The sequence below is a fragment of the Tamlana flava genome (assembly GCF_041287255.1).
GTDB classification, from domain to species: domain Bacteria; phylum Bacteroidota; class Bacteroidia; order Flavobacteriales; family Flavobacteriaceae; genus Tamlana; species Tamlana flava.
In genome coordinates, this window is record NZ_JBGGTX010000003.1 from 517678 (window position 1) to 530130 (window position 12453).

At 36.9% G+C, this 12453-nt stretch carries 10 protein-coding genes and 2 pseudogenes; 7 read left to right on the forward strand and 5 right to left on the reverse strand.

Going from position 1 to position 12453, the window contains the following annotated elements; translation table 11 throughout:
* The 3 genes from ACB104_RS11390 to ACB104_RS11400 are packed head-to-tail and all read left to right on the forward strand — an operon-like array spanning position 1 to position 3878.
* Complete coding sequence (locus ACB104_RS11390) at positions 1 to 1794, forward strand: chloride channel protein (RefSeq protein ID WP_370478817.1); 1794 nt, start codon at positions 1 to 3, stop codon at positions 1792 to 1794.
* A gap of 44 nt (positions 1795 to 1838) precedes the next feature.
* Positions 1839 to 3626, forward strand: a complete 1788-nt coding sequence (locus tag ACB104_RS11395) for a chloride channel protein (RefSeq protein ID WP_370478818.1) — start codon at positions 1839 to 1841, stop codon at positions 3624 to 3626.
* Between the two features lie 15 nt (positions 3627 to 3641).
* Positions 3642 to 3878 carry a hypothetical protein gene (locus tag ACB104_RS11400; protein ID WP_370478820.1) on the forward strand — a complete coding sequence of 79 codons (237 nt, stop codon included), beginning with the start codon at positions 3642 to 3644 and terminating at the stop codon, positions 3876 to 3878.
* Between the two features lie 85 nt (positions 3879 to 3963).
* Here the strand turns inward: ACB104_RS11400 and ACB104_RS11405 are convergent, their stop codons facing one another.
* The gene (locus ACB104_RS11405; protein ID WP_370478821.1) at positions 3964 to 4413 is read right to left on the reverse strand and encodes a nucleoside deaminase; all 450 of its coding nucleotides are present in this window, start codon (positions 4411 to 4413) and stop codon (positions 3964 to 3966) included.
* A 39-nt stretch (positions 4414 to 4452) separates the two neighbouring features.
* Between ACB104_RS11405 and dxs the strand changes: the two genes are divergently transcribed.
* The 4 genes from dxs (at position 4453) to ACB104_RS11425 (ending at position 8967) form a co-directional block, all read left to right on the forward strand.
* Complete coding sequence (gene dxs / locus ACB104_RS11410) at positions 4453 to 6213, forward strand: 1-deoxy-D-xylulose-5-phosphate synthase (RefSeq protein ID WP_370478823.1); 1761 nt, start codon at positions 4453 to 4455, stop codon at positions 6211 to 6213.
* Positions 6214 to 6302: 89 nt separating this feature from the next.
* On the forward strand, positions 6303 to 6833 hold the full coding sequence (locus tag ACB104_RS11415) for an RNA polymerase sigma factor (protein WP_370478825.1): 531 nt from the start codon (positions 6303 to 6305) through the stop codon (positions 6831 to 6833).
* Position 6834: 1 nt separating this feature from the next.
* The gene (locus ACB104_RS11420; RefSeq protein WP_370478827.1) at positions 6835 to 7635 is read left to right on the forward strand and encodes an anti-sigma factor; all 801 of its coding nucleotides are present in this window, start codon (positions 6835 to 6837) and stop codon (positions 7633 to 7635) included.
* Between the two features lie 105 nt (positions 7636 to 7740).
* The gene (locus tag ACB104_RS11425) at positions 7741 to 8967 is read left to right on the forward strand and encodes an FAD binding domain-containing protein (RefSeq protein WP_370478828.1); all 1227 of its coding nucleotides are present in this window, start codon (positions 7741 to 7743) and stop codon (positions 8965 to 8967) included.
* A gap of 355 nt (positions 8968 to 9322) precedes the next feature.
* Here ACB104_RS11425 and ACB104_RS11430 read toward each other — a convergent pair whose 3' ends face one another.
* From ACB104_RS11430 to ACB104_RS11445, 4 genes and pseudogenes are all read right to left on the reverse strand, one after another.
* The gene (locus ACB104_RS11430) at positions 9323 to 9811 is read right to left on the reverse strand and encodes a hypothetical protein (protein WP_370478830.1); all 489 of its coding nucleotides are present in this window, start codon (positions 9809 to 9811) and stop codon (positions 9323 to 9325) included.
* Between the two features lie 18 nt (positions 9812 to 9829).
* Positions 9830 to 11122: a tetratricopeptide repeat protein gene (locus ACB104_RS11435; protein ID WP_370478831.1), complete on the reverse strand. Its 1293-nt coding sequence runs from the start codon at positions 11120 to 11122 to the stop codon at positions 9830 to 9832.
* A gap of 93 nt (positions 11123 to 11215) precedes the next feature.
* A pseudogene (locus ACB104_RS11440) lies at positions 11216 to 12142 on the reverse strand (DUF4331 family protein).
* A gap of 33 nt (positions 12143 to 12175) precedes the next feature.
* Positions 12176 to 12448, reverse strand: a pseudogene (locus ACB104_RS11445) (DUF4331 family protein); the annotation flags it as partial.
* Positions 12449 to 12453: the final 5 nt, after the last annotated feature.

Here is a 12453-nt window from a genome sequence, read left to right on the forward strand (position 1 = left end):
ATGAATTGGAGACCACTTTTAAAAAAATTCCTGATTTGGCGGGCTAAGCACATTTCCAACAGGCAATTCGTTTATATACTCAGCATTGTAATAGGTTTTACCTCGGGTATCGGTGCTGTGGTATTAAAAAACCTCACACACTTTATTCAACATTTATTGGAAAATAAACTCATAACCTATTACCACCATGCCTTTTACTTTTTATTCCCAATTTTAGGACTTACCATAGTTTATCTCATCATGAAATATGTGATAAAACAAAAAGTCAGTCATGGTATTCCTTCAACGCTATACGCCATTTCCAAACGAAAAGGCATTATGAAACGATTCCAAATGTACGGTTCTATTCTAACGGCGCCTATTACTGTTGGGTTTGGGGGTTCAGTAGGGCTGGAAGGTCCCACTGTTGCTACCGGAGCAGCATTGGGATCCAATATTTCCAGAATGTTTCATATGAACCAAACTAACCGCAACCTGCTTATCGGTTGTGCCGCGGCTGGAGCTATGAGTTCCATTTTTAAAGCACCTATTGCAGCACTGATTTTTGCAATTGAGGTTTTTAGTTTGGATTTGACTGTCGCCTCACTCCTTCCATTACTATTTGCCTCATTATCTGCTATATTGACTTCTTATTTCTTTTTTGGAGATGACATTATACTACCTTTTAGGATAGAAGATAAATTCTACATTAACGATGCCCCTTTTTATATTTTGCTGGGTGTTATTGCGGCATTTGTTTCCATATACTTTACTGAAGTTTATGATAGAATTCACTCCTTTTTTGATAAAATTAAATCCCCAATAAAAAAGTTGATTATTGGTGGGATTGGTATAGGTATTTTGGTGTTTTTTGTACCTCCGCTCTATGGTGAAGGTTTTGATGTAATAAATAATTTGATTGTTGGCAATCCAGAAGTTGCACTGAAAAATAATCTGTTCCATTTGGATTTAAACAACGTCTGGATGGTGATTTTACTGCTTGCAGGACTCATGTTTTTTAAAATAATTGCCAGTTGCCTAACCTTTGGCGCCGGAGGTGTTGGTGGTATTTTTGCTCCTGTGCTTTTCATGGGAAGTATTATGGGCAATTGCTTGTCTAAGATTATCAACAACTGTGGCTTGTTTAGCTCTCCTATTTCCGAAAGCAATTTCACACTTGTAGGCATGGCAGGACTGTTGGCAGGCGTTTTGCACGCTCCATTAACAGCTATTTTCCTCATTGCAGAACTTACTGGTGGATACGAACTTTTCATTCCATTAATGCTCACGGCTACCATTTCATTTTCCATCACAAAATACTATAAACACCACTCGGTTTACAGCATGGAATTGGGAAGAAAAGGTGAGCTTATAACCCATGATAAAGACCACGCCGTTTTAACTTTGATGGATATTGACAAGGTTATCGAAACCAATTTTATTTCCATTACTCCAGAAATGAACTTGGAAGAAATTGTTCAAAAGGCCGTTATACGCTCAAAGCGAAACATTTTTCCTGTAGTAAAAAAGGACACCAAAAAATTAGCAGGTATTATTCTGTTGGACGATTTGCGCCCTATTATGTTTGACCAATCTTTGTACCATAAAATAGACGCCACAGAAGTGATGCAAAAACCACCTGCCATTATAGATTTGGACACGGATAAAATGACTGATATCATGCGCAAGTTTCAAGACAGCGGTGCGTGGAATTTACCAGTTACCAAAAATGGAATTTACCATGGTTTTATCTCAAAATCTAAATTATTGACATCCTACCGTCGTCAATTAATTACACTTCAGGTTAATTCCTGAAATTAAACGCTATTTTAGAAGCAACTATTTAGTATTTTTATCACATGCCTTTCAACTCCAAGAATCTGTTGCGCAAATTTTTAATCTGGAAATATAAACACCTTTCAGAGCGTCAATTCATTTATATCTTGAGTGTCCTCGTCGGCGTTTTGGCCGGCATGGGAACAGTGGTCCTGAAAAACTTAACCCATTTTATTCGCTCATTATTAGAGTTAAATCTGTTTAAAAATTATCAAAATACTTTATATTTTGTTTTTCCAATTATTGGGTTGCTTTTGGTCTATATCATAAAGCAAACCTGGTTAAAAAAACATATTGGCCATGGAATTTCGACGACACTATATGGCCTATCAAAACTTAACGGAATTCTACCCCGATATAATATTTATGCGGCACTAATAACAGCGCCACTCACCGCTGGTTTTGGTGGTTCCGTGGGATTACAAGGTCCCGCTGTAAGTGTTGGTTCTGCATTGGGATCTAACACAGCCCAACTATTTCACATGAACACAAAGGTACGTTTGCTATTAATTGGCTGTGCTTCTGCCGGCGCTATGGCATCTATGTTTAAGGCACCTATTGCCGCCATTGTATTCGCTGTAGAAATTTTTAGTTTGGATATCGCCTTTACGTCATTGGTGCCTTTATTGTTGGCATCAGTATCTGCTGTAATTACATCCTATTTATTTCTTGGTACAGATGTGTTACTTCACGTTAACCTAGACGATAATTTTAACTTTAATGAAATTCCGCTGTACATACTCCTAGGTGTTGTTACTGCTGTGGCTTCTGTATATTTTTCAAAAGTATTTTTTGCTATTACTAATTTTTTCAAACAATTTGAAAGTCGTGCCAAACGTCTGTTAATAGGTGGTTTGGCCATCGGAACAATGCTTTATTTCATCCCGCCACTTTACGGTGAGGGTTACAACCTTATGAACAACCTGTTAAAAGGCGACCATCTTGCCGCAATAGGCAAAACACCCTTCAATCTAGACTTAACAAACATCTGGATTGTTATTGGTTTATTGCTTGGTATAGCTGTTTTTAAGGCTATTGCCATGACCACAACTTTTGGTGCAGGGGGCGTTGGCGGTATTTTTATACCGACGTTAATTATGGGCAGTGTTTTGGGCAATGCCTTTGCCAAAATTGTGAATAATATCGGTTTGAACTTTTCAGTTCCAGAAGCCAATTTTACACTTTTGGGTATGACTGGCCTGATGGCTGGGGTACTTCACGCCCCTCTAACCGCCATATTCTTAATTGCCGAAATTACGAGCGGGCATCAGCTTTTTGTTCCCTTAATGATTGTTGCGGCAATATCCTTCGCCATGACCAAATATTATGTGTCCCATTCCATTTATACGATGAAATTGGCAGAACGTGGTGAACTTATGACCCATGATAAAGACCAAAATGCCCTTATGGTTTTGAACATAGATAAGGTTATAGAAACCAATTTCATCATTCTAAAACCAGACATGAAACTGGGTTATATTTTAAATGAAGCCGTTGCAAAATCTTCAAGAAACCATTTTCCTGTTGTGAATGATGACAATGAGTTTTTAGGTGTTATTAGGCTTGATGACATCAGGCATATGATGTTTAAATCCGATTTATACGATAAAGTAAGTGTGGCCGATTTGATGCATGCCGATGCGGGAATTATTGATTATACTGAAGATTCCATGAACGATATTATGGAAATATTTAAAACTACCGGTGCATGGAATTTACCTGTAATAAAGCATGGTAAATATTATGGCTATATTTCAAAATCCAAGTTGCTTACAGCGTATAGGCGACAGCTCATAAAATTCACGAAATAGCCATTTTAGAAACAGATGAAATACCTTATTTCCATATTAACCATTACGGCAATAACAAGTATAATTTTAGGTTTTAGTTTAGACGTTGATTATTCGGAAAAACTTATTGGTTTTGGCGTAGCTGGATTGTTTTTTGTTGTATTCCCTTTATTTTCCTATCACCGTTGGAAAGGCAAAAGCGCCAAGGATTATATGATCACCAAGGAAAACTTGGATAAGATGCGTGAAAACCAACGCGAAAAAAAGTATTAATCCTAGTGTCACCTTGATGGCAGTCGAAAGGTTATTTTGAGGAAAGAATTTATAAGACCCTAAAACGAGTTCAGGGTGAAAAATGTCAATTCAAATTGCGTTTTTCAATAAAAAAACGCTTTAAAAGTGTAGAAGTTTCTTCTTCCAAAATACCACCTTTAATTTTTGTTTTCGGATGCAGTTTTGTGCCCAGATTAATGCAACCCCGTTCTGAATCCCTAGCACCATAAACAATATTAGAAATCTGGCTCCAATACAATGCACCAGCACACATTTGGCAAGGCTCTAATGTGACAAAAAGGGTGCAGTTTTGAAGATATTTTCCACCCAAAAAATTAGCTGCTGCCGTGATGGCTTGCATTTCTGCATGCGCCGTAACATCATTAAGGGTCTCTGTTAAATTATGGCCACGCGCAATAATTCTATTATCAATCACTACAACAGCACCAACGGGAATTTCACCTTTTTCAAAAGCTAGTTCAGCTTCCTGAAGTGCTTTTTTCATAAAATAGGTATCATCAAAAGGTTCTATCATAATAGCAAAAATACGAATTCATTCCCGTACTTTTGCTCTGTGCAAAATTCAATTTTAAACAAGATAAATTCACCTGAAGAACTTCGTCTTTTAAACCAAAAAGACTTACCGCAATTTGCCCGAGAATTACGTGAATTCATCATCAATATTGTAGCCACAAAAGAAGGGCATTTGGGCGCCAGTTTGGGCGTTGTGGAACTAACCATTGCCCTGCATTATGTGTTTAACACGCCAAACGACCAACTTATCTGGGATGTTGGCCACCAAGCATACGGCCATAAAATTCTAACAGGACGAAAAGACCAATTCCATACCAATCGGCAATTGGGTGGCATTAGCGGTTTTCCAAAACGAAGCGAAAGCGAATTTGATGCTTTTGGTGTTGGGCACGCTTCTACTTCCATTTCAGCCGCTTTGGGTATGGCCATTGCTTCTAAGTTAAAAGGCGATTTTGAAAAACAACATATTGCCGTAATTGGAGATGCAAGTATTGCCGGAGGCATGGCTTTTGAAGGCTTAAACCATGCTGGGGTTACCGATGCCAATCTCCTGGTTGTTTTAAACGATAATGCCATTGGCATAGACCCAAGTGTTGGAGCATTGAAACAATATTTAACCAACGTTAAAAAAGGTACCCAAAAGCGAAACAACATTATTAAAGCACTGAACTTTGATTATTCAGGACCTATCGATGGCCATGATTTAGATGCCATAATTACCGAATTAAAAAGGTTAAAAAACATAAAAGGCCCCAAATTTTTACATGTTATCACCACAAAAGGTAAAGGTTTAAAACAGGCCGAAACCGACCAAGTAAAATATCATGCCCCGGGAAAGTTTGATGCTAAAACAGGTGAAATATTTGCTAAATCTGCCTTGAGGCAGCCTCCAAAATATCAAGATGTTTTTGGATATACCATTGTAGAATTAGCAAAACAGAACAAAAATATTATGGGCATTACACCGGCCATGCCAACCGGAAGCTCATTAAAGTATATGATGGACGAAATGCCCGAACGAGCCTTTGATGTTGGCATTGCCGAACAGCATGCCATAACATTGGCCGCAGGAATGGCTACCCAAGGCCTTATCCCGTTTTGCAACATTTATTCCACATTTTTGCAACGCGCCTACGATCAAATAATACACGACGTAGCATTGCAAAAACTGCCCGTTATTTTTTGTTTGGACAGAGCAGGTTTGGTTGGCCAAGATGGAGCCACACACCATGGTGTGTTCGATTTAAGTTATTTACGGTGCATTCCCAACCTCATTATTTTTGCACCCAGAAACGAGGTGGAACTGCGCAACATCATGTACACCGCCCAATTGGGCTTGGGGGAACCTATTGCCATTCGCTATCCGCGTGGAAGAGGCGTTACATTAGATTGGAAACGACTTTTTTCCAAAATTGAAATCGGGAAAGGCATTCGACTAAAAAAAGGCAAAAATTTGGCTGTTTTAAGTATTGGAAGTATTGCTAAGAACGTAACCGAAGCCATTGAAAACTCAACTATTTCACATTACGATATGCGTTTTGCAAAACCTTTGGACGAAACTTTGCTTCATCAAATATTTAAAAAATATACCACTGTTGTTACTGTTGAAGACAATGCTGTAAAAGGTGGGTTTGGTAGTGCAGTTTTAGAATTTGCCTCACAAAATAATTACCAAAATACCATAAAAACTTTAGGAATTCCTGATGAGTTTATTGAGCATGGCAGTGTTGAGGAACTTCAAAAACAAGTTGGATTGGATATTGAAAGTTTGAGAATTTACTTCAGTCAGCTCAACAACTAACAAGAATTAAATTGGATTTTTACTAATTGCTAAATATTACATTCGTTTTTCATGTAATAATTAGTAAATTGGACAAATTAATGGTTTTAATGGACATAGAAATACTTGTAGAGCAATTTAAAAACAAAGATGAGAAGGCTTTTGAAACGCTTTACAATATGTACAGTAAAAGCATGCATGGTGTCATATTTAATATTGTTAGAAATAGTGATATTGCCGAGGAGATAATGCAAGATGTTTTTATAAAAGCCTGGCACAAATCAGACACTTATTCAAGCTCTAAAGGACGTTTTTTTACATGGATTTTAAATATTGCCAGAAATGCTGCAATTGACAAAACACGCTCTAAGTCATTTAAAAAATCAAGACAAAACCTCGATTCCGATTTTTTCGTAGATATTATTGAATCTGGCGATAGCCTAAATAACAAAACCGACGCTATTGGCATTTCAAAATTTGTGGGTAAACTGGCTGAAAAATGCAAAGAGGTTATTGAACTCTTGTATTTTAAGGGCTACACCCAAACCGAAGCTTCCGAGGCACTTGATATGCCTATTGGCACAATAAAAACACGCAATAGAAACTGTATAAAAGAACTGAGAAGTTTGGTATTAAATTAGCATGGATATTAAGGCATACATAGAATCTGGAATTTTAGAGCTATACGTGGCTGGTGCACTTTCTGAAAATGAAAACAAGGAAGTGTACAATCTGATGCAGCAGTATCCTGAAATACAACAAGAAGTTTCTTTGATTGAATCTGCCATAATGAAGCTATCGGCTTCGGTAGCTCCTAAATCTACCGCTTCTTTCCAAAACATAAAAAATAAATTAGGTTTAAATGAAAATGACCCTAAAGTTGTTCCTTTTATAAAACCAAAATACAATTGGGTAACCTATACAGGATGGGCGGCATCTATAATTTTGGGCGTTGGTTTATTTTGGACCATCAACCAAAACAATCAGTTACAATCTAATATTAAGGTAGCTGAAACGCAACAATCGTTCTTGGAAACCCAAATTGAACTTTCTAAAAACAGTTTAAAGGAAGCCAATACCTTGATAGCGGTTTTACGTGATGATAACATTACCCAAGTACCATTGGCCGGACAAGGTAATTTTGCAAACACATATGCCAAAGTATATTGGGATAAAAACGAGCAACGTATCTTTTTAGATGCCCAAGGCTTACCTGAACCTCCTGAAGGTAAAGTTTACCAAGTATGGTCTTTAAAATTAAGTCCACTTACACCCACCAGTTTAGGAACTATTGATAGTTTTATTACTGACAACAATAAAATTTTCGAAATTAACAACCCCAACGAAAGTGAAGCCTTTGGTATTACTTTAGAACCCGCAGGAGGTAGTGAAACACCAACCATGGAACAATTATACACTTTGGGCGTTGTTGCAACTTCTTAAATCAAATTTGGAATGCAAATCCCTATTACGCCTTAAAATTTTTGGGATAATGACTATTTTTATCTATGTATAACTAGTTGGCGGTCTTTTAAAATAAATTACAGCATGGAAATAGGTATCGTTGGAGGATCGATTGCAGGCTGCTCGGCAGCATTTCTTTTGTTAAGAGATGGACATGAGGTGACTGTTTTTGAGCGCTCCCGAAAAGCTTTAGTTGGTCGGGGCGGTGGTATTGGAACTTTACCCGCCTTGATAAAACAATTGAAAGACGAGGGATTAATCAAGAAGAATTTTGCTTCGCTCCTTATCAACAAAATGCCTTTTGTGGGAAAGCTTGCTTCAGCAGAACCCTATGGCAAAGTGGCTTGGGCTATGCCAATGAGTCTGGAAGTATTTCACTGGAATGAACTTTGGAAACAACTGCGCAGTCATGTTCCTGATAACCGTTACAATTCTGGAGTCAGAATAGTTAATGCCGAAAAAGAACTGAATGGGAAGGTAACCTTGACTACAGCAGAAGGTGCCAAAAGTGAATTTGATTTGGTGCTGTTTGCCGATGGTTATCATTCTCTGGGCAGGAGCATTTTGTTTCCTAACAAGCAATTGAAGTATAGGGGCTATGTACTTTGGAGAGGGCTGCTTCATGAATCGGAATTGGGAGAAAAGAGTCCTTTAAAAGATGAAGTACTCCGGTTATCCTACCCTGGTAAACCGGGCCATAATGTGGTTTATTTCATTCCCAACTTAAATGGTTCAGTAAAAGAAGGTGAACGTATTTACAATTGGGCTGCTTATATTGCCTTAAATGAGGATGAACTTAAAGAAGTGATGACAGATAAAGCAGGTGAGCTAAAAGAGGGAACGATGCCTCCAGGAGCAATCAGTAAACGGGTAGAAACTAAACTTAAAGACTTTCTTTCTCAAAATACACCCTTACATTATGCAAATATCGTCAATAAAACAAAAGATAGCTACATACAAGTAATATACACCCTTGACCTGGATCATTATTATAAGGACAACATGTGCCTTATTGGCGATGCTGGCATTGTAGTCCAGCCCTTTACCGGTTCAGGGGTATTTAAAGGCTATAATAATGTAAAAGATCTTATAGAGTGTTTACATGAGCATAAAACTTTGGAATATGCCTTGAACGATTGGAGCAACAAACAGGTTGAAAACGGTAAAAGGTTGTTGGTTTTAGGTAAGCAAATGGAAAAAGCATTCATCTGGGAGCAACCCAATTTTGCACATGCAAAAGAAGATGAAACAGCTGCCTGGTGGAAAGCTTCAGTAACCTTTCCTGAGAATTTCAGCTATGAAAAAAAATGATGAAATACAACAGCGAATACTGGTTATAGGTAATGAGGGCGAAACGTTAGATATAAAATTATTTACAACTAATAAACTAATTGGTAATCGGAAAGTGAAGTGCCTTGAAATCCCGCACTAGGGACAGCCAAGACCGTTAAAAAAACATAACAAGAAAGCGCCTAATTATAAATCTATAACTAAACGCTTTCACCTAACAAAAAACCTAAAAATCTAACTTTTTCACTTTAGGTTTCCTTAAACAACTTTTTACATTCATAAAAAGTCGTCAACCAACTAACTAACCAAAATAATCCCATTTGTTTTTATGCTTTCATTGAAATTGAATTTAACTTTTCAACCGATTTATATTTATTCAAAAATTGTAGGTTATCGCCGTCTGTATTGAAAAACTCTGGTTGATTACAAAATAAAAATCCTCTATAACCTCGTTATTTCCATACAGCTCTGGGATAATAGAAAACTCTGAATCAAAAAAATTAAGGATATTGCTTATTGATATTGCAAATCTAATTTTACCTATATTATAATTTAGGTTTAAATTTAAATACATAAAATTCCTTAGCAGTTTTACGCCAGTATCATAGGATGGCTCATCCTCAAATTCCAAATTTAATGTACCGCTAAAGTACTTTGAAGCCTTGTTGAAAAACTCCATGTTGTAATAAGTGTCCGTGGTATTAAAAAAGCTAAATGTGTTACTGCTAACTTTAATGCTATTTAATTGATTTTCTACAGCCAAATCAATAGCTTTTTTACTATTACTTTTTATGTCTGGAATTTGACCATATGAGCAATGTCCAACAAACATTATAAACAAAAAAGCCATTATGTTAAAAGACAAGCCTTTCATGATTTTATTTTATAGTTTTTTTACTTTTTGTGCTTTAATAGGGCCAAGTTCAAAAGTACTTTCCAAAAGTTCTTTTTTAAGTTTTTTAGCCTCATCTTCTTTACCGTTTGCTGTATAAATTTGGGCCAAGTGCAACATGGCTTCAGGCTCAAAAGTTTTACCCACAACGTGTTTTTCCATTATCTTTAAAGCTTCTTCGGTATCGCCATGATTGTAATAAGTCCATGCCAATAAATCGTAAGATTGTGGGGTTGGCCTGTACTTAATTTCCATGTTGGCAATTACTAAAGCTTTGGTTGTCTCCAGAGGATTTTCGGCGTAAAGAAGCGCATTGTATTTATTATACATGTTGCCATACAATGGATTGTTAACGGCACGACTATATAATTTTAATTGTTCTTCCTGTAATATTTTATCGCCTTTAAATTCTGTGATTTCAGCTTTTAAAAGGTGGTAGTGAGGGGCATTGTATGTTTGTGTTACTGAGTCTAAAATACGCAGTGCTTCATCTGCATTTTTCTCATGGGAATATACTATCCATGCTATTCCTTTTTTAGCATAGGCATCATTTGGGTCTAATTTTAAAGCTTTTAAATAATGATTATAAGAGGCTTTAATATTACCGGCATGCCCATAATAATCTGCCAAATTGGTGTAAACCCATTGCTTTGTTGACGGCACGTTTGAAGCTTCGGCTATGCCCTTAGCCTGCTCCATATATTTAATGGCGGCGTCTAAATTTCCGCGGTGGTCGGACCATTTTGATAATCTTATTAAATAATCAAAATCATTTTCTTTTCTAATTTTTTCCAAGTACGATTTTGCCAAATCAAAATTCCCAAGTTCCAAATGGACATCGAATAGCATCTTTTCAGTGCCTTTCAGGTTTTCACCGTTAGCTTCAGCTTTTTTTAAGAGCTCAAGAGCTTCCTTAAACTTATGCTGGGATATATAGTTTCTGGCCAGTGATCTTAAATAGCTGGGTTTATTAAAACCCGTTCTTTTGTTAACTTCAATTAAGTTTTCTTCAGCTTCAATTAAGGCTTTAATATTTCCTGTTTTAGTGAAAATGAGAGATTGAGATGCTGCAACTTTAGCTAAATAAGGAAATTGATTTGGTTCTTTTTCAAGCTTTTTTTCCCAGAATATTAAACCTTCTGTCGCTAACTGCAACATCTCGTCCCCATTATCTTTTAAATAACTATTGTAGTCATCAACGTTTGTTATTTTTTTAGGTGATTTATTACAACTTACAATGATCAGTAACAGTACAATTCCAAATAATTTGTTTATGGTTTTCATTGTGTTTATTTTTTAAGGTTTTTTGTTTCTAAGTAGGTTTTGTTTAAAATTCTAAAATGGAAGTTTAAACTCCCATTTTAGAATTGGTGGATTTTACCAAGGTGAGGCTAGGTATGGAAATGAGGACAAAAAAGGTTTATCGTTTGCATCAACATTATCGTTTGACAATCCAGGGTTTTCAGAAAAATCTTCTCCGCCAAAGATTAAAAGCAACTCCACTGTAATCACATCGTCAGACAAATTTCTACCCGTCAAGACATTGGTGCCGTCATAAAATGTTGTTGGTGCATCCAGCGACACATTTAAAACATCAGTAGCCAAAAGCCCTGTAAATGTTGCCGCATCCAAGCCTAAGGCATTGGTGTCTCCTGGGTTTGCATAAGCAGGGCTTAATGCTGTTAAATTAGTTTCAAACATGCTTTGGTAGGCTGCATTTTGCATTGACGGCGTTGTAACGTTAAACATGTCTTTACTAGAAGAAGACACAAATACCGTGTTTACCGCTGGTCTACCCATTTGGTCTTCTTGCATGTAGGTTCCAATAAAATCTGGTGTTTCGGGGTATATTATTTGATTATCATCATTATTTGAGCAATTGTATGCCAAAAATGATAGAGCTATTACGCTTAATATTTTTATAGTTCTCATATTAATTTTATTTAAGGTTATTTACTGTTATTTTCTTTTAGATTCCACCCATGTATTAATGGTTCCTGAGCCACCAATCATAGCTTTTGGTACTTCAACAACAACAGACATGACGTTGGTTCCTGCAAAAGTATCGGCTCCTGGTGTGTTGAAACTTGTTGCGTTTCCGGCAATGATTTCAGAATATTGAGCGAAATCCATAAAAAATGGGTCGTCTCGTGGGCCAGCAAAAAAACTCATACCTCCATTGTTAGCGATTTTTGCACTTGAACCATACATTGTAATATCTACAATTCCACCGACAGTAGACGATGTTTCAATAATGCTATTTAGTCCTGTTTGCGAAGGTGGAATAGGGCCAAAGAAATACATTTTGCCATCTCTTGGAATGGCCTGAATAACCAAGTCTTCGACATAATCGCCTGTGTTGTCGATATTGAATTCAATCATTACGTTTTCATCAAACGTTGCCGAACCAGTTGCCATTGGACTCAACAGTCCTTGAAGGTTAGCCGCAAAAACGAGGTTGTTTGGGTTTTCGCCTTGAAAGGCATAAAAATCGGTAATATCACTATTACCACCTTGTACAGCAGGCGCATCAATGTGATCCGCCGCAACGATAAAGAAACCAGCCGCTGCTAAAATTCCTAATCCTAAAATAGTTTTTAAATTTTTCATGTTTT

Excerpts from the sequence above, each read along its gene's own strand:
- ACB104_RS11425 (WP_370478828.1), top strand. The coding sequence starts at position 7,741 with ATGGAAATAGGTATCGTTGGAGGATCGATTGCAGGCTGCTCGGCAGCA.
- ACB104_RS11435 (WP_370478831.1), bottom strand. The coding sequence starts at position 11,122 with ATGAAAACCATAAACAAATTATTTGGAATTGTACTGTTACTGATCATT.
- ACB104_RS11390 (WP_370478817.1), top strand. The coding sequence starts at position 1 with ATGAATTGGAGACCACTTTTAAAAAAATTCCTGATTTGGCGGGCTAAG.
- ACB104_RS11395 (WP_370478818.1), top strand. The coding sequence starts at position 1,839 with ATGCCTTTCAACTCCAAGAATCTGTTGCGCAAATTTTTAATCTGGAAA.
- ACB104_RS11400 (WP_370478820.1), top strand. The coding sequence starts at position 3,642 with ATGAAATACCTTATTTCCATATTAACCATTACGGCAATAACAAGTATA.
- ACB104_RS11405 (WP_370478821.1), bottom strand. The coding sequence starts at position 4,413 with ATGATAGAACCTTTTGATGATACCTATTTTATGAAAAAAGCACTTCAG.
- ACB104_RS11420 (WP_370478827.1), top strand. The coding sequence starts at position 6,835 with ATGGATATTAAGGCATACATAGAATCTGGAATTTTAGAGCTATACGTG.
- ACB104_RS11415 (WP_370478825.1), top strand. The coding sequence starts at position 6,303 with ATGGACATAGAAATACTTGTAGAGCAATTTAAAAACAAAGATGAGAAG.